The organism is Paraburkholderia tagetis, assembly GCF_022213065.1.
In the GTDB taxonomy this organism is placed as follows: Bacteria; Pseudomonadota; Gammaproteobacteria; order Burkholderiales; family Burkholderiaceae; genus Paraburkholderia; species Paraburkholderia tagetis.
This window is the reverse complement of record NZ_JAKLJA010000035.1, coordinates 43,135-60,634: the sequence shown is the minus strand read 5'-3', so window position 1 is coordinate 60,634 and position 17,500 is coordinate 43,135. Positions and strand designations below refer to the sequence as shown.

General features: G+C 65.1%; 15 protein-coding genes and 1 tRNA gene. 10 read left to right on the top strand and 6 right to left on the bottom strand.

Annotation, left to right across the window (positions count from 1 at the left end; genetic code table 11):
* The first annotated feature begins 42 nt into the window (after positions 1-42).
* From L5014_RS29370 to L5014_RS29345, 6 genes are all read left to right on the top strand, one after another.
* Entirely contained in the window at positions 43-453 is a 411-nt protein-coding gene (locus L5014_RS29370) for an integration host factor subunit alpha (protein ID WP_028216809.1), read from the top strand.
* A gap of 145 nt (positions 454-598) precedes the next feature.
* Positions 599-1,006, top strand: a complete 408-nt coding sequence (locus L5014_RS29365; protein ID WP_238467310.1) for a MerR family transcriptional regulator — start codon at positions 599-601, stop codon at positions 1,004-1,006.
* Between the two features lie 82 nt (positions 1,007-1,088).
* A tRNA-Pro gene (locus tag L5014_RS29360) sits at positions 1,089-1,165 on the top strand.
* A gap of 400 nt (positions 1,166-1,565) precedes the next feature.
* Entirely contained in the window at positions 1,566-2,507 is a 942-nt protein-coding gene (locus tag L5014_RS29355; RefSeq protein WP_238467309.1) for a DMT family transporter, read from the top strand.
* 617 nt (positions 2,508-3,124) lie between these two features.
* Entirely contained in the window at positions 3,125-3,691 is a 567-nt protein-coding gene (locus L5014_RS29350; protein ID WP_238467308.1) for an acyloxyacyl hydrolase, read from the top strand.
* A gap of 220 nt (positions 3,692-3,911) precedes the next feature.
* Positions 3,912-4,772, top strand: a complete 861-nt coding sequence (locus L5014_RS29345) for a 3-hydroxybutyryl-CoA dehydrogenase (protein WP_238467307.1) — start codon at positions 3,912-3,914, stop codon at positions 4,770-4,772.
* A gap of 58 nt (positions 4,773-4,830) precedes the next feature.
* On the opposite strand, the gene L5014_RS29340 is transcribed toward L5014_RS29345, so the two are convergent.
* On the bottom strand, positions 4,831-5,907 hold the full coding sequence (locus L5014_RS29340) for an aldose epimerase family protein (RefSeq protein WP_238467306.1): 1,077 nt from the start codon (positions 5,905-5,907) through the stop codon (positions 4,831-4,833).
* A gap of 81 nt (positions 5,908-5,988) precedes the next feature.
* Positions 5,989-7,221: a XylR family transcriptional regulator gene (locus tag L5014_RS29335; RefSeq protein WP_238467305.1), complete on the bottom strand. Its 1,233-nt coding sequence runs from the start codon at positions 7,219-7,221 to the stop codon at positions 5,989-5,991.
* 321 nt (positions 7,222-7,542) lie between these two features.
* Between L5014_RS29335 and xylA the strand changes: the two genes are divergently transcribed.
* Positions 7,543-8,865: a xylose isomerase gene (gene xylA / locus L5014_RS29330; RefSeq protein ID WP_238467304.1), complete on the top strand. Its 1,323-nt coding sequence runs from the start codon at positions 7,543-7,545 to the stop codon at positions 8,863-8,865.
* Positions 8,866-8,901: 36 nt separating this feature from the next.
* A complete protein-coding gene (gene xylB / locus L5014_RS29325; protein WP_238467303.1) occupies positions 8,902-10,425 on the top strand; it encodes a xylulokinase in 1,524 nt (507 codons plus the stop codon).
* A 27-nt stretch (positions 10,426-10,452) separates the two neighbouring features.
* Here xylB and L5014_RS29320 read toward each other — a convergent pair whose 3' ends face one another.
* Positions 10,453-12,744 carry an ATP-dependent DNA helicase gene (locus L5014_RS29320; RefSeq protein WP_238467302.1) on the bottom strand — a complete coding sequence of 764 codons (2,292 nt, stop codon included), beginning with the start codon at positions 12,742-12,744 and terminating at the stop codon, positions 10,453-10,455.
* Positions 12,741-14,633 carry a VRR-NUC domain-containing protein gene (locus tag L5014_RS29315; protein WP_238467301.1) on the bottom strand — a complete coding sequence of 631 codons (1,893 nt, stop codon included), beginning with the start codon at positions 14,631-14,633 and terminating at the stop codon, positions 12,741-12,743. The genes L5014_RS29320 and L5014_RS29315 overlap by 4 nt, the downstream gene beginning before the upstream one ends.
* Before the next feature lie 194 nt (positions 14,634-14,827).
* On the opposite strand from L5014_RS29315, the gene L5014_RS29310 reads away from it, so the two are divergent.
* A complete protein-coding gene (locus L5014_RS29310; protein WP_238467300.1) occupies positions 14,828-15,442 on the top strand; it encodes a hypothetical protein in 615 nt (204 codons plus the stop codon).
* Positions 15,443-15,476: 34 nt separating this feature from the next.
* Here the strand turns inward: L5014_RS29310 and L5014_RS29305 are convergent, their stop codons facing one another.
* Positions 15,477-16,502 carry a DUF3443 domain-containing protein gene (locus L5014_RS29305; protein ID WP_338019351.1) on the bottom strand — a complete coding sequence of 342 codons (1,026 nt, stop codon included), beginning with the start codon at positions 16,500-16,502 and terminating at the stop codon, positions 15,477-15,479.
* On the opposite strand from L5014_RS29305, the gene L5014_RS38865 reads away from it, so the two are divergent.
* The gene (locus L5014_RS38865) at positions 16,501-16,833 is read left to right on the top strand and encodes a hypothetical protein (protein ID WP_338019350.1); all 333 of its coding nucleotides are present in this window, start codon (positions 16,501-16,503) and stop codon (positions 16,831-16,833) included. The genes L5014_RS29305 and L5014_RS38865 overlap by 2 nt on opposite strands.
* On the opposite strand, the gene L5014_RS29300 is transcribed toward L5014_RS38865, so the two are convergent.
* Positions 16,811-17,299, bottom strand: a complete 489-nt coding sequence (locus tag L5014_RS29300; protein WP_238467298.1) for a DUF2844 domain-containing protein — start codon at positions 17,297-17,299, stop codon at positions 16,811-16,813. The two genes, L5014_RS38865 and L5014_RS29300, sit on opposite strands and share 23 nt — an antisense overlap.
* Positions 17,300-17,500: the final 201 nt, after the last annotated feature.

Here is a 17,500-nt window from a genome sequence, read left to right as displayed (position 1 = left end):
CAAGTCATCCCGGCAACCGGAAGCGCGCCATTTCATAGATAGATGAACGAAATGAACTCGAGTGATTTCGAAGCCCTTCTTGCGGCACAGCGTAGCGCCATGATTCGCGACATTCCTGCCTCGTCGGCAAGCGCCACGAACGATACGCCCACGCTGACCAAAGCCGAACTCGCGGAACTGCTGTTCGACAACGTCGGGCTCAACAAGCGCGAAGCCAAGGACATGGTCGAAGCGTTCTTCGAAGTGATTCGCGACGCACTCGAAAGCGGTGACAGCGTGAAGCTTTCGGGCTTTGGCAATTTTCAGTTGCGCGACAAACCGCAACGACCGGGCCGCAATCCGAAGACCGGGGAGGCGATTCCCATTGCTGCGCGACGCGTGGTGACTTTCCACGCGAGCCAGAAGCTCAAGGCCCTGGTCGAGAGCGGCGCCGAGGCAAGCTTTACGCGCTGATCCGCTGATCAAGGCATCATGCGCGGGAGGACCCGCGCACGCTCGCACGGGTTGCACGGTGACAGACAGTGCAGCGGGCGTGACTGGAAACAACTGACCAGGCGGCGACGCCACATTGCGCAACCACCACGACGGCAACCCGGCGATGACATCGACAATCGAAAAGGTCGTCTTGCCCCCCATCCCCGCCAAGCGCTACTTCACGATCGGCGAAGTGAGCGAGCTTTGCGGTGTGAAGCCCCATGTGCTGCGGTATTGGGAGCAGGAGTTCACGCAGTTGAAGCCGGTCAAGCGGCGTGGCAATCGCCGCTACTATCAGCATCACGAAGTCCTGCTGATCCGGCGCATTCGCGAACTGCTCTACGAGCAGGGATTCACGATCAACGGCGCGCGCAACCGGCTCGATGCGCCGGGCGCGGTGGTGGACGATGCGGTGCCGGGCGAGGTGGGTGAGGTGGGTGAGGTGCCTGCCGCGCAGGGCAATATGGTGGCGGTCGATGTCGATCAGTTGCGCAAGGAATTGCTGCACGTAATCGACCTGCTGGGACACTGAAGGTCCTTCCAACAATCTTTGTGACGAATTGCGATTCAGGTGGTTCTAATTAGAGAAAGGGTCTGTTATACTTTCTAGCTCTCGGGGCGTAGCGCAGCCTGGTAGCGTACCTGCATGGGGTGCAGGTGGTCGGAGGTTCAAATCCTCTCGCCCCGACCAGGAAGTCGAAAAGGTCTTACGGTGAAAACCGTAAGACCTTTTTTCTTGTGCGTCAGGAACGGCGCGTAGCGTCTCCTGTCCTCCAGTCGGCGTGGCCCGCGAATCCTTTGCACGGCTTGAAATCGAAACGTGCCACCTCCGTACTATGCGCTCGCACGGACTGTGTTAAGTCCTTCAGTTCAAAGCGTCAGGTTTGAATCAAGCTCGAATCGAGCTCTATAGACCGGGAATGAGTGCGCAAGAATCGGTGTTAATTTTTCTCACATATCGATGAGAATCATTCGTTATGAGGGTTGCGCCGCGCACATTACGATTAGCGCTTGACTGCCGGTGTTGTACCTTTCGCTTCGCGCGTCGTCGATGCGCGGTTTCCCCCCCCCCCGGTGCCAGCGCCACTTCCATGAATCCGATCCAACTTGCTCAGCTCGTCTTCCTCGCCGCCCTATGGGGCGGTTCATTTCTTTTTATCCGTGTCGGCGTGACCGATCTGGGTGTGGCGCCGTTGATGGCGCTGCGCGTCGGCATTGGCGCACTGTTCCTGCTGCTCGTGCTGTTCTCGCGGCGCTCGCCTCGCGAGGCGTTCGGTGCTTTGCGCGAGCACGCGTGGCCGCTCCTCGTGGTCGGCGTCCTCAATTCGGCCGCACCGTTCTGCCTCTTCGCGTGGGCGGAGCTGACGCTCTCCGCTGGGGTGACCTCGGTGATCAACGCAACCACGCCGTTGTTCGGCGCCGTGGTCGCGTATTTTTGGCTCAAGGACCGGCTGAGCGGTCTGCGCATCGCCGGTCTGGCGATCGGCTTCGCGGGTGTGCTCGCGCTGGTCTGGGATCAGATCGCCACGCGTGCCGGCGATGGCGCGAGCACCTCGGCCACCGTGCTCGCCGCCGGAGCTGCGCTCTGTGCGGCAGCGCTGTACGGCGTCGCGGCGAGCTTCACGAAGCGCCATCTGACCGGCGTCGATCCGCTCACCGTGGCCGCCGGCACCATGACCGCCGCCACCGTCGTGCTGGCGCCGTTTGCGTTCGCCACCTGGCCGCATGCCGTCGTTTCCATGCATGCGTGGGGCGCGGCGCTGTGCCTCGGCGTCGCGTGCACGGGTGTCGCCTATCTGCTGTTCTTCCGCCTGATTGCCGCGATCGGCCCTGCGCGCACGATCACCGTGACCTTCGTGATCCCGGTATTCGGCATCCTTTGGGGCGCACTGTTTCTTGGCGAACATGTATCGGTGGGCATGATCGAGGCTTGCGCCGCGATTCTCGCGGGTACGTCGCTCGCGACGGGCTTCGTCAAGCGACTTCCGGGTTTGAGTGCGCGCCAGGGCGGCGCGGGCGCCAAACAACAATAAGCGCTCCATGAGGCACTGCAATTAGATCGTTGTGCGCGCATTCGATGTGTGCACAACGATATGGCGTCGTGCAACGCGACGTCTCGCGCGGCGGCCACGCCATGCTTCAGAGAAGATGCCAGCGAGCGATATTCGTGCATCTGCGTGATTCGTATGGAGGAAGGGTCTTCAGAGTCGCGTGATCGAACGCACGGACACGCTAATCCATTGGCCGAAAATCAATAAACATTAATAAGTTCGATTTAGCACGGTCGCGCCGGTAAAAGCGATAAAGTCCGCGCTTTGGTGTGAAGTAAAAGCTGCCGATTAGTGCGCGCCATCGATTTTCATCGCAGGCATTGCGTATTGTGCTGAAAGCATTAAGTCAGGCATAGATGGATGTTTAGGCCCCGCAATGAGCAGCATGATGAATTCGCGATTACACTTGGCGAAACAGTGCACGGTACCTTTGCAAACGGCTGATCACCGCACTCCGTTTCTGGTCAATGCCATGTTGTTTGGCACGGCTTCCGGGGTGGTCTTCTATGCACGATGTGATGCAGCAGATGTCCGCCGCGAAGGCAAGCAGGCTGTTCAAAAGTCGCGTCGTGAAGTGTCGTTCGTTTCCGGGGATATTCATGACAGAAAGAAGAGGGGGCTGGCAGGTCCGAATGGCGCGCGGCGCATGCGCGGTCGTCCTGGCCTTGGGAGCAGCGGGGGCGCACGCAGACCAATTCGGCATCCAGTTCGGGCCGGGTGTCGCGAGCTATGGGGTGAAGAAACTCGACCTCGGCCTGGTCTGGGATCCGGGGCTCCAGTGGTGGCATTTCGCGGGTTTTCACTTCACGGTGGTGGGCGAGGCGCACGTCGCGTATTGGGATCTCACGGAGAAGGGCGCATCGCACCCGAACATCTGGGAATTCGGTGTGACACCGGTGTTTCGCATCATCAAGGACACTGGGTGGATCAGACCGTTCTTCGAGGCTGGCGTGGGCGTGCGATTGCTTTCACACGTGCAACTCGCGGGTGACCGCACCTTGTCGAGTGCATTCCAGTTCGCGGACATGGTGGGTATCGGTGCGCAGTTTGGCGAGCATCAGAACTATCAGGCGGGCTTTCGCTTTCAGCACATCTCCAATGCCGACATCAAGACGCCGAACCCAGGCCTGAACTTCAGCCAGATTTACTTGCAGTACAACTTCTGAGTCGGGTTTATCCTGGTTTCCCTCGCGTTCGTTCGCGGTGGTTCTCCTTTATTCGCAGCGAGTGGGGCGGCATTATCGTGCCCCCATCGCAGCGGTTCCAGTCTGACTTCACAACCCGTTACACTGTCGCTTCATGATGCAGTGCACCACGCGCACTGCATGGCCGGTTTTTTTCATCGGCGATGCACCGGCGTCGCAGACCAGAGTGTGAGGAGCAGGCATGGCAATCGAAACGGTTGGGATCGTGGGCGCGGGCACCATGGGCAACGGCATCGCGCAGGCGGTGGCCGTGGCTGGCCTGAAGGCGGTGATGATCGACGTGACGGAAGCGGCGCTCGAGAAAGGCGTGGCGACGCTCACGCACAGCCTCGAGCGGCTCGTTTCGAAGGGCAAGCTCGATGCAGCCGTGCGCGATGCGGCGCTCGCGCGCATCGAGACCAGCACCGATTATTCGCGCCTTGGCAGCGCCGATCTCGTGATCGAGGCGGCCACGGAGAACGGCGAACTCAAGACGCGTATCCTCAAGCAGATCGAAGCCGCTGCGCGTCCCGACGCGATCATCGCTTCCAACACCTCGTCCATTTCGATCACGGCGCTCGCGACGACGCTGGCCGATCCTGCGCGTTTCATCGGCATGCACTTCTTCAACCCGGTGCCGATGATGCCGCTCGTCGAGGTCATTCGCGGCCTGCAGACGCGCCAGGCCGTGGCCGATGCCGTGCGCGATCTCGCGCAACGCCTCGAGAAGACGCCTATCGCGGTGAAGAACGCGCCGGGCTTCGTCGTGAACCGCATTCTCGTGCCCATGATCAACGAGGCGTTCTTCGTGCTCGCTGAAGGCGTCGCGAGCGCCGAGGAAATCGATGCCGGCATGAAGCTCGGTGCGAATCATCCGATTGGACCGCTCGCGCTTGCGGACCTGATCGGTCTCGACGTGTGCCTCTCGGTGATGGACGTGTTCCTGAAGGACTTCGGCGACTCGAAGTATCGTGCATGTCCGCTCTTGCGCGAGATGGTGGCGGCGGGGCAGCTCGGCCGCAAGGCCGGTCGCGGCGTGTACCAGTACGACAGGGTCTCCTGAGGAATCAGGAGCACTTTGGTGCAGGTTGGGGCGCAAGTGCTCACGCCTGCACTTTGCTTCAGGCGCGCACGCCGACCTTATACTGCGTGACCTGGCGGTAAGTGCCGCCGGGACGCAGTATCGCTTCATTGCATTCCGGTGCATCCATGTTGATCTGGTTCGGGAATCCCCCCGCTTCCAGGCATAGCGCCGCATGGCGTACGCACGGCACACCGTGGCGCCCCGGCTGACCTTCCAGATAATTTCCCGTATAGCACTGCAAGCCACGCTGATCGGTTGCGATCGTGAGTTCGCGCCCGCTGGCGGGCTCGTAGACGCTCGCCACGGTGCGCACGGCCGGTGCATGGCCTGCTTGAGCGGCGTCGCGCAGGATGTAGCAGTGGTCGAAGCCGCTTGCCAGTGCGATTTGCGCGTGGGGCCAGTCGAGCCGTGCGCCGAGCGGTGCACCCTGGCGGAAGTCGAACGCAGTGCCGCGGACATCGGCCACGCCGATGGGGATCATCTGCGGATCGACTTCGAAGTACGCGTCGGCGTCGATCATGAGGATATGGCCGCGAATGTCCGAGCCCGGCTCGCCGCCGAGGTTGAAATAGCCGTGGCTCGTCAGGTTCAGCGGCGTGGGCGCGTCGCTGAACGCTTCGTAGTCGATGGTGAGCGTGCCGCTGTCGTCGAGCGTGTAGCGCACCTGCACGCTCACGTTGCCGGGAAAGCCGCCGTCGCCCTCGGGCGAATCGAGCCGTAGCAGCAGCGCGCCACGCTCGTCCTCGGCTTGCCATATCGTGCGGTGAAACCCGTTCGTTCCGCCATGCAGCAGATTGCCGTTCTCGTTGCGATCGAGTGCGTAGCCGATGCCGTCCAGCGTGAAGCGCGCGCCGGCAATGCGGTTGGCCCAGCGGCCGATCAGGCCGCCCATGTAGGTCGTGGCCGTGTAGTACGCGGCAGGCGTGTCGTGGCCCAGCAGAATGTCGGCGATCCGTCCAGCGCGGTCGGGCGCGTGCCAGGCCACCAGCGTCGCACCGAGGTCGCTGATCTGCACTTTCATGTCCTGCGCGTTGCGCAGCGTGTAGAGCCGGCAGGCGTCGCCGCCTGGCAGGGTACCCCAAGGTTCGGAACTCAATTGGGCGATTCGGTTCATGTGGCGTGGGTCTGAAAGGTCGTTGGGGCTCAGGCTCGGCTCAGTTCACTGCTCAGTTCGCTGCTCAGGTCACCGCTCAGTTCACCGATCCGGCCGCGGGGGAGCGGCTGGCAAAGCCTTGCCGGAGGGCGTCGCCACGCTGTCTTGATACTCGCGCGGCGTGCAGTCCAGTTCACGTCGGAACACCGCATACATGTACTGGAGCGAGGTGAAGCCACAGCGGATGGCCACTTCGGCGCTCGACGCATCACGGCTCGCGAGCATGGCCTTCGCGGCGTCGAGCTTGTGCCGCAGGATTTCCTGGTGGACGGTGCAATGCAACTCGCGCCGGAAATATTCTTCCAGCGACGAGCGCGACACGCCCACGTAATCGGCAACCTGCTCGGTCTTGATGCCCTGGCATGCGTACTGGCGGATGAAGTGCCGTGCACGCATCACATGCGGGCTCGACAGCGGTTCATGCCGCGTCGATTCCAGCACATTGATGCCAACGGGCGGAACCAGAATGCGTCGTCCCGGAAAACGTGCACCGCCCAGCATTTGATGCAGCAGGTGCGCTGCCGTCTTGCCCATTTCCTCGGTGCCCTGAATGACCGAGGAAAGCGGGATGCGTGTGAGTGTGCGCGTGAGCGGGTCGTTGTCGATACCGATGATCGCTACCTGTTCCGGCACAGCGATGCCGTGCATCAGGCAAGCCTGCAACAGATGTCGTGCGCGTGCGTCGGTCACGGCGATCACGCCCGCGGGCTTGGGCAATGCATGCAGCCATGCGCTCAATTGCTCGATGGCCTGGTTCCACGACGGTGCACTCGTGGCAAGGCCGCGATAGATGGGCGCCTGCACACCCTCTGCTTGCGCGAGCGCCATGAAGGCCCGCTCGCGTTCCTGCGCCCAGCGGTTTTCTTGCGCGACGGGCAGGCTGTACATGGCGAGATGCGGCAGGCCAGCGCCGATCAGGTGCGTCCATGCAAGCGAGACGAGCTTGTGGTTGTCGGTGGCGATATAGGGCAGCGTGGCGGGGTACTGCGCCGGATCCTCGAACGAGGAGCCGACCGCCACCACCGGCAGCGGACAGTCAGCAAGCGCATCGGCAACGGCGGGGTCGTCGAAGTCGGCGATGATGCCGTCGCCGTTAAAGCGCTCGATGCCCGCGAGCCGGCAGCGGAAATCCTCTTCGAGAAAGAGGTTCCACGCCACGCGCGTCGAGCGCAGGTAATGGCCGATGCCCGCGATGATCTCGCGGTCGTACACCTTGTTCGCATTGAAGAGCAGCGCGATGCGATGCGCTTTCTGAGAAGCGGGAGCACGGTTCATGGCATGCGATGGGTGGTGCCGGCGCTTGCTCGCATTGCGGCAAGCGCACTTGTCTCCGGTTCGGGCGTGGGGCTTGCGCGGTGCTTGTGCCAACTTCACGGTGAAGAGGCGCGGGCGCGCGTCCTTTTAAGCGTCCGGCTATTTTAGGCCGAGAGCGTGCCGAGCGCGCGCGTCTGCCGGGCCACTGGCAGGAAACGTTATGCAGGTCGCGCAATTTCGCAATTGCGGCCTTTCGAGCGACGCGGGCAGTATGGCGTCAGAACGCCAGGACGCATGCCGTTGCGCCGCAACATGACGGTTTTGAATGGGACAGGAGACGCCATGTCGTATTTCGAAGCTATTCCCGCGATCCGCTACGAAGGCCCGCAATCGGACAATCCGCTGGCCTGGCGCCACTACGATCGCACGAAGAAGATACTCGGCAAGACGTTGGAAGAGCATCTGCGTATTGCGGTTTGCTACTGGCATACGTTCGTGTGGCCCGGCGTCGATATCTTCGGGCAGGGCACTTTTCATCGGCCGTGGCAGCAGCCTGGCGACGCGATGGAGCGTGCGCACCAGAAGGCCGATGCGGCATTCGAGTTCTTCACGAAACTCGGCGTGCCGTTCTACACGTTCCATGACACCGATGTCGCGCCTGAAGGCAAGGATCTCAAGGACTACAAGGAAAACTTCGCGCGCATGGTGGATTACCTCGCCGGCAAGCAGCAGGCGAGCGGCATGAAACTGCTGTGGGGAACGGCGAATCTGTTTTCGCACCCGCGCTACGCCGCGGGCGCGGCCACGAACCCGAACCCCGAAGTCTTTGCCTATGCGGCGACCCAGGTGTGCCATGCGCTCGACGCCACGCATCGGCTGGGGGGCGAAAATTACGTGTTGTGGGGTGGTCGCGAGGGCTACGAAACGCTGCTCAACACGGACCTCGTGCGTGAGCGCGAACAGTTCGCACGCTTTCTTTCGATGGTGGTCGAGCACAAGGAGCGCATCGGTTTCAAGGGCACGCTGCTGATCGAGCCGAAGCCGCAGGAGCCCACCAAACACCAGTACGATTACGATGTCGCCACGGTCCATGGTTTTCTCACGCAGTACGGACTGCAGAACGAAATTCGCGTGAATATCGAAGCGAATCATGCCACGCTCGCGGGCCATTCGTTTCATCACGAGATTGCGATGGCCTGCGCGCTCGGCGTGTTCGGCAGTGTCGACGCCAACCGCGGCGATCCGCAGAACGGCTGGGACACCGATCAATTTCCGAACAGCGTGGAAGAACTCACATTGGCGTTCTACGAGATCCTGCGCCATGGCGGCTTCACCACGGGGGGCATGAATTTCGATGCGAAGCTGCGGCGCCAAAGCGTCGATCCCGAAGATCTGTTCTATGGCCACGTGGGCGCGATCGACGTGCTCGCCCTCGCACTCGAGCGCGCGGCTACCCTGGTGGAGAACGACCGCCTCGAACAGTTCAGGCGTCAGCGTTACGCGGGATGGGATACCGAGTTCGGCCGCAAGATCCTCGCTGGCGGCTATTCGCTGGCGTCGTTGGCCGCCGATGCCGCTGCGCGTGACCTGAATCCGCAGCATGCGAGCGGCCAGCAGGAGCGGCTCGAAAACATCGTCAATCAGGCGATCTACAGCCAGCGTTGAACGCGTGCTGCGAAGCACAAGGAAAGGGATGCGGACATGTTTATCGGTATCGATCTCGGCACATCGGGTGTGAAGGCGGTGTTGCTCGATCGCGCCGGCGACGTGCTCGGCAGTGCGAGCGCACCGCTCGCGGCGAGCCGGCCGCAGCCGCGCTGGTCGGAGCAGGCGCCTCAGGACTGGTGGCGCGCCACACGCAGTGCGCTGCGCGAACTGCTCGACACGGTGCGGCGCAATGGCATCGACACGGCGCGTATCGAAGCGATCGGCCTCACCGGACAGATGCATGGCGCGACGCTGCTCGATGCGAAAGGCGAGGTGCTGCGTCCGGCGATTCTCTGGAACGACGGTCGTTCGGATTCCGAATGTGTCGAGCTGGAAAAGGCCGTGCCCGATCTTCATGCCGTGGCCGGCAACCTCGCGATGCCGGGCTTCACCGCGCCCAAGCTGCTCTGGGTGCGCAAGCACGAGCCCGAGGTTTTCGCACGCATCGCACACGTGCTGCTGCCCAAGGACTATCTGCGCTGGCTGTTGACGGGCGTGTTCGCAACCGACCCGTCAGATGCAGCCGGCACGCTCTGGCTCGACGTTGCGAAGCGCGACTATAGCGAGGCGTTGCTGTGCGCTTGCGGCCTGACGCGCGCGCAGATGCCCGAGGTCTTCGAAGGCAACGAGGTGACCGGTACGCTGCGCGCCGGGATCGCGCGCGAATTCGGCTTGCGCGAGATTCCGGTGGCGGCGGGCGGCGGCGACAACGCGGCGGGTGCGGTGGGCGTGGGGATCGTGCGGCCCGGCGATGCGATGCTGTCGCTGGGTACGTCGGGCGTGTATTTCGCCGTCTCGGACGGCTTTCTTGCGAACCCGGATTCCGCCGTCCATAGCTTCTGCCATGCGTTGCCGCATACGTGGCATTTGATGTCGGTAATGCTCAACGCCGCGAGTTGCCTCGATTTCACGACGCGTTTGACGGGCCATGAAAGCGTCGCCGCATTGCTCGCCGACGCGCACGCGCAGGCGGGCGCCACGCTCGATGCGCGCAGGCCCTGGTTCCTGCCTTATCTGAGCGGCGAGCGCACGCCGCATAACAACGTCAATGCGAAGGGCGTGTTCTACGGCATGACGCCGGAGACCACGCGCGCCGATCTCGCCAACGCCACGCTCGAAGGCGTGGGCTTTGCGCTGCTCGACGGCATGGACGCGCTGCATGCGGCGGGCCTCGTGCCCGAGGCGATCACCGTGATCGGCGGCGGCTCGCGCAGCGCGTGGTGGACGCAGATGCTCGCCGATATCAGCGGGCGGGCGCTCACGCTGCGCGCGGGCGGCGAGGTCGGTCCGGCCTTGGGCGCGGCGCGCCTGGCCCACCTCGCGCTCGAGCCGCAAGCGTCGCTCGACGAAGTGTGCCCACAACCGCCCGTGCTGGCTGTGCGCGAGCCGGACGCAGGCCGTCACGCGTGGTATCGCGAGACGCGTCGTCCGACGTTTCATGCGCTCTATCGCGCACTCGAACCGGTATTCGCCATGGGCCGCCTGAAAAATCACGGCGCCAATGCAACATCGAAATAATTGATTCGGACTATTGATCGAGAGCGTTTAGCCTACGTGCCACCACGCGGGCAATAGCGCGCGCACATCCGGCCGCGCGAAGCGGTCGTCGAGCAGATGCACGACGCCGGAATCGCGTTCGGTGCGAATCACGCGGCCCGCAGCCTGCACGACCTTGCGCAACCCGGGGATCAGATAGGTGTAGTCGAATCCGGCGCCGTAGAGCGTTTGCATGCGCTCGCGCATCGCCTCGTTCACGGGATTCACCTGAGGCATGCCGAGCGTCGCGATAAAGGTGCCGATGAGGCGCGTGCCCGGCAGGTCGATGCCCTCGCCGAATGCCCCGCCGAGCACGGCAAAGCCGATCCCGCAGCCGCCCTCCACGAAGCGCGCGACGAAGGCTTGCTGTTGCGCTTCGTCCATCGTGCGCGACTGCATCCATGTGCTCACGTGCGGATGTCGTGCGACGAAGGCATCGGCGGCAAGCTGGAGATAGTCGTAGCTGCTGAAGAAACACAGGTAATTGCCGGGGCGCGCGTCATATTGATTGGCGAGGCGCTCGATCAGCGTATCGAGCGAGCGCTCGCGGTCCTTGTAGCGTGTCGAGATATCGCGCGCGATCCGCACGTCGAGTTGCTCGGCGCGAAACGGCGTGCCGATTTCCACGTTCACCGTATTCGAAGGCAGGCCGAGCATGTCGGTGTAGTAGTGCGTGGGCGTGAGCGTCGCCGAGAAAAGCGTGACGCTGTGAGCCGCCGCCATGCGCGCGCGCAGCGCACCGGCGGGCACGATGTTGCGGATGCAGAGCGTCGAACGTGTGCGCTTTGCGTCTCGCGCAGCAAGCGGGGTGACGTCGAAGATCGATTGCGCGTCGAAGCGCTCGGCCATGCGCACGAAGTGCAGTGCGTCGAAATAGAAGCGTTCGAGTTCGACATCGCGCACCAGGGCAGGTTGCTCGAGTTGATCGCCAATGGCCGCGATCACGTCGCCGAGCGCGGCGACCAAACCCTCGGGCAGCGTCTCGCTCGCGCGCCAGGCGTTCGGCTCCACGGCGTTCTGCGCGTTCCAGTGACGCGCGAGGCGGGTCAGCGCGCGTTTCACGGGGGCGCTCGCGGCGCGCCGCACGGCGTCCAGGCGAGTTTGCACGAGCTCGGCGGAATACATCGCGCGGGCGCGTTCAGGCAGGTTGTGCGCTTCGTCCACGAGCACGCTCACGCGCCACTGATTGTGCGCACTGAGCATGAATAGCATGGCGCTCACATCGAAGTAGTAGTTGTAGTCGCCGACGATCACGTCGCTCCAGCGCGCGAGCTCCTGGCCGAGGTAGTACGGACACACCTCATGTTCGCGTGCGACCTCGCGCAGCGCCGCTCGCTCGAGCCGCATACGCGTGAGCGCGGCGGCGCGCGCAGCGGGCAGGCGGTCGTAGAAACCGCGCGCGAGCGGACACGATTGCCCGTGGCACGCGAGGTCCGGGTGCTCGCAGGCCTTATCGCGCGCGACGAGTTCGAGCACGCGCAGCGGCAGCGCAGCACTACCGCCATTCACGTCGGGCTCGCTATCGACTTGCGCAGTGGCGAGCGCGCTGAGTGCGTCGATGGCGAGCTGGCGTCCCGAACTCTTCGCGCTCAAGAACAGCACCTTGTCGATGCCGGCGCGCGCGCAGGCTTTCAGTTGTGGGAACAACGTACCGATGGTCTTGCCGATGCCGGTGGGCGCTTCCGCGAGCAGGCAGCGTCCTTGCGTTGCCGCGCGCCACACGGCCTCGGCGAGATCGCGCTGTCCTGCGCGGAACGTCGCATGCGGCAGCCGCAATGCCGCGAGCGCAACGTCGCGCGCCGCGCGATGGGTGCTCTCCTGTTCCGCCCACGCGACGAAGCGCGTGCATTGCGACTCGAATTCGGCGCGCAGTTGCTGGGCGCTCGCGTGCTCGACGAGCGCCGTCTCGTGGCCCGAGCCGATCTCGTAGTAGACGAGCGCGAGTTCGAGCGCGTCGAGGCCGAGCTTCTCGCACATCAGCGCGCCGTAGACGCGCAGTTGCGCCCAGTGCAGTGCGCGCTGGTTCTCGCGCATCGCGTCCAGATCGCCGCGATACGTTTTGAATTCTTCGAGCCGCTGGCGTGCGGGGTCATAGCCGTCGGCGCGGCCGCGCACGGTGAGCGTGCCGAACACACTGGTGAGCGCGACTTCGGTTTCGTAGCCGGCGGGGCGGCGTGCAGCGATTGCGGCGTGGCCGGCGCGGCCTTCGCTTGCATCGGGCGAAGGCGTGAAGCGCAGATCGAGGTCGCCGCGTTTCGCGGTGAACTCGCAGAGCGTACGGACCGCGACGGTGTAGCTCATGGCACTGGCGCAGCCGTCGCGCTTTCCTGCGCGGCCCAGCGGACTTGCAGCACCGTCACGGGCAGGCCGTGCGCGGCGCAGTACGCGAGCCAGCGGCGCTGGTTGTCCTGGAGCCGGTCGCCGGGACCCTTTACCTCGATCAGCTCGTAACGTCGCTCGTGCGGCCAGAAGCGCACGAGGTCGGGCAGGCCCGAACGGTTCGCGGCGGGCTCGCGCAGGAGACGCTCGAACCATAGCCGCAAGTGGGCAGCGGGAAAGCAGTCGAGCGCGAGCGCCAGCAGCGCGGCATCGAGCGCGGGCCACGCGACATAAGGTGACTGGATGCCGTACTTATCGCCAAAACGCCGCTCGATGGTCGCGCGATACGTGCCGCTTTCCAGTTCGGCGAGACAGGCGGCAAAGAGCCCGGCACGCCGCGCGACGAAGTCGGCGGCGTGCAGATCGGCGGGGCCCCGCTGGAACGGATGGAAGAATGCACCCGGTAGCGCCGCGAAGAGCGCGGGCCAGCAGAGCAGGCCGAAAAGGCCGTTGATGAGCGTGTTCTCGACGTAGAAGACGGGCGCGCCGGCACTTTCGAGCGTCCGGCGTGCGGCTTCTTCCACGCGCAGGCCCGCAAAAGCGGCGGGTAGCGTGAGTTCGGCGTTTGCGAAAGTCGGCGTGTCGGTGGCCGTCTGCGTCGTCTGCGTCGTGCATGTTGCCGGCTTTGCCCGTGTCGTGTCTGCGGGGCGCCGTCGCTCCAGACGCGCGAGCGTGCGCGTTGCGCGCTGCGCTTCCTCCTCGTTCGCGGGCGCGTTGGCAATCGCTTGTGCGAGCGCGAGGGCTTCTTCGCAGCGGCCCAGTTGCTCCAGAACGCGCACGCGCCGGTAGCGCGATTCGGGATGGCCGCTGTCGAGATAGGCGCGCCACGCAAGCGCCGGCTCGTCCAGGCGCTCGGCCGCCTGGCCGGCCGCGTGCCGTACCCGGTCGTGGCGCGCGCGCAGCCAGTCGTTGTTCCTCGTATGCGGTGCGAGCGAGTCGAGCGTATCGAGCGCCGCGCCAAGGGCGGTGACGGCCGACGCAGCGTCCGGCGCGAGATCGAAGGTCTCGCGGCAGTCGCGCAGCGCAAGCCAGGCGTCGATGTCGGCGCGTTGCTGGAACGCGCGCGACGCGCTATCGAGCGGCACCGGCTCGTAGCGGTAGACGCCCAGGTCGGTGAGCACGAACTCGGACCAGTCCTGCCGCAGATTGCCGAAGAACATCAGCCTGAGCCGCTCGCACAGCGGCGCGGCGCTCAGATGGAAGACCGTATCGGCCGAGTCCGGAAACCATGCGGACCAGCCGCGCGGCTCGGGCGCGGCGGCATGCAGGGCTTCGAGCGTCTCGGCGCGTGTGGTTCGGGTGGTTCGGGTGGTCTGCGGGATGCACCGGGTACGCGTGGCGCGCGAGGAGGTACCGGCAAACGGCGCGTTCGGCGCCTTGAGCGCGTCGGGCACGTCAGACGCGTCGGCTGCATCGAATGCCTCAGACGCACCGTGCGCGCCATGCGCATGAGCGTCCGCTGCGAGGCGCGCATCGAGCTCCTGCAACTCGGCTTTGCTGACGAGCGCCGCGAGCGCGTCGAGCGCGAGCACGGGCGCGGCGTCCAGCCAGCGCGCTTCGACAAGGGGCGTTGCCGCCGCGCGCGGGCAGCCAATCTCGGCGTAGTCGAGCTTGCTCGCGCGAAAGACCGGGCCCTTGCGCATCAGCATGCGTACGAACAGCGCGCGTGAGGCGCGCGGCAAGGCGCCGAAGCCCTGTACGAAGCGCCGCTCGGCGTCGTCGAACAGATCGGCGCAGCGCGCATCGAGCGAGGCGAGCGCGCGCTCGAAGTTCGCGAGGTAATAGAACGGATCGGGAGATTCGGGAAGCACGCGCGGCACTGTATGGATATACAGCCGCGATGATAGCAGGCCGGCGCGGCCAGCGAGCGCCGGGGGTGGCGGTTGTGATGGCTGAGTGGCTACCAAAGTACCAAAGGACCCGGCGTGCCTCGGGTCTTCGCGGCCTGTACGCTACAATTGCCGCAGCCTGAAAACCGAACCGCGCGAGAAGCGCAACAAGAGCGATGAACAAACGGAAAGCCTGCCTCGTCGGCCTCGCCGCCGGTGCCACTCTGCTCGCGGGATGCGTCGCGCAGTATCAGAACCCCAGCGCGTGCGAGCAGGAAATGCGCACCCGGCTCGCCAACGCATCGCTGGGCGAATTGTCCGTCACGCATACCGCGGTGGCGTATCGCGGCAAGCGTGTCGTCGTCGAAGGGGTCCTTGCGCGCGGCGCGCTGCCGGCCTCGGGGGTGCTCAGCACGTCGGCCGCCGCCGCCGCCGCGGGTACGCCTGGCGCGGTCGCGGTCGGCGCCTCGGGTGCGAGCGCCACCGTGGCCTCGGCGACGTCCGGTGCCGCAGCTGCATACGGCGCTTCGGCGTCGTCGATCGCATCCATGGCCTCGGCGGCGTCCGGTGCGTCAGCAGCGTCCGCTCCTGTCGCGGCTCCGGTCGTCGAGAGCAAGCCCACCACGCCGATGGCCGTGCTTGCCGTCAAGCTCGGTCTGCACAAGGCGCCGCGCCCGTCCACGGCCGCCGAGTGCACCTACGACAGAACGGGTAGCCTCACGTCGTTCCGCTGGCTTTCGCCGGGCGCGCTCGCGAAGACCACGCCCGCCCCGGACGCCGACGACGAGTGACCCGGCGCGCGCTTGCACGAAGCCCGGAACGCGATCAGAACGCGAAATACGGCCCCGTTCCCGCCGGGGTCACCTGAGCTTCGATAGCCGTGTAGATGCGCCGCCCGAAGAAGAACGGCAGTCCCCAGCCGAACATGTTGCCGTTGTAGCCCGCGAGGTTGTCGAACGCCCAGTTGCCGCTCGCGAGGAGCGTTTGCGCGTTCGCGACCGAGACAGACGCCGGCGCGCTGATGCCATCCGTTCCCTTGATCGTCGCGCCGATGCTTAGCGGCGAACTCGGGCAGTACCACACGCCACAGCGGGTGAGGGCCGGGCTCGCGAAGAAAAAGCCGTTCGAGCCGCTGTCCAGATAGCTCAGCGGATAGACCGAGCCGTCCGAGGTCGTGGTCGTCACGAAGCCCGTCACCGTATTCGTGCGCAGCACCGTCGCGCCGCCGAGCGCGTTATTCGACTGCGAGCCGATGCCGAAGATCAAGGATCCGCTCACCGCGCTTTGGCCCGTGTCGGGCACTGCGGGCAGGTCGATCACGACGCCGTTGTTGTCGGTGGCAAACGACGCAACGGGATTGCTCACCTGCTGCGCGAGCGGTTGCGCACTCGCTGTGCAGACGCCGGAAGGGCATGCGTAGTACCACGAACTATTGGCCTGTTTGACGCAGGCCGCGCCGCAGTCGGCGCTGAAGAGCCCGACGCCGAGAATGCCGTTCGAGCGCAGCGCCGTGGTATTGATCATCGCGAGTCCGAAGCCCTGGCAGACACTCGGCGTGGTCGGCACGGACGGATCGGCGATCACCTGGATCGGCAGCGAGGGAGCCACCTCGCCCGCGAGCCGCACGTCGGCGCTGCGCACCGCGCCCCATGTGTAGCCGGTGCCGAAGGCCGCGCATTCGCCGGCAGGCGCCGAGCCGGCGCCGGCGTTGACGGCGGGCAGCGCGAATCCGGCCGGCAGGGCGGAGGCAAGCAGGCGCAGGCCTTGCGAGCCGGTGTCGACCTGCACGTTGTCGACGGTGGCGCAGGTGTTCGTGCCCGGCACGCACACGGTCACGCTGGCCATGAGCATGTTGCGTGCTGAGTTGGCGGTGGCGGCGACGCTGACCGCGACGACATTCGGCGTAGTCGATTGCGGCACGGTGCCCGACGTGCTGCCAGAGGTGCTCGAGGTGCCCGAGCCGGTCGAGGGCGGCGAACTCGCCCCCAACGGCGCACTGGCGGCAGCGGGTGCGCTCGCCGGTGCGGTGGCGCCTGCCGCGCCGTTGTTGCCGCTGCTGCCGCCGCAGGCCACGAGCGCCACCGCGAAAATACCGGCGAGCACGATCGAGCGCGTGTTTGCGCGCCTTCCCCGCGTCAAGGCTTGTCGTATCGGCGTGCTCATCGCAGGTCTCCTTCCGTGATGCCCGCAGGCAGCGCCGCCGGCAGCCACGCGCGGCCGACATAGCTGCGCATGTGGCCGCCGGATTCGACGACGACCGTGGGTGTATCGACGCGTGCTGCGTGCAAGCCGTCGCGTCCGGCGGCATGAAGCACGGCTGCGCCGCTGCGCCAGTCGGCGGCATAGCGGCCGAGCAGCGTATCGAAATCCGGCGGGGTGGGGCCTTGCCACGTATAGGCGAAAATTTCGCCGCTGCGGGTGGCGATGTACTCGTTCAAGCGCGTGCCGCCCGCGTCGACATAGCTCGTCACGCGCGCCGCGCCGCCCGCGAATGTCTGGGAGGCAGCGAGGGCGGAGGTTTGGGGGACGTTGGGCGGGGCCGTGTCGCCGAGCGCTGCCTGGGCCGGTGCTGCGCTGGCCGCAAGGCACGAGAAGACGCAGGCGAAGGCCGCTGCGCGGCCCGCCTGCAAGCGGCTGCAAGCTGTCATTAATCTCTCCGGATGTTGTTCTTCAGACTTATCTCTTTTTTCTTGGGGAAATTAGCACCGGGTCGCTTGTACAAGACCCGCGAGACGCCAGTGCCGACCGGCGCAAATTCGGTGGCACGCCGCTTTTCCTCGCAAGCCATTGATCAATAAAGAGATTTTTCTGATATGCAGGCCCGGAGAGGGCTTTTTTGAATGTTGAAA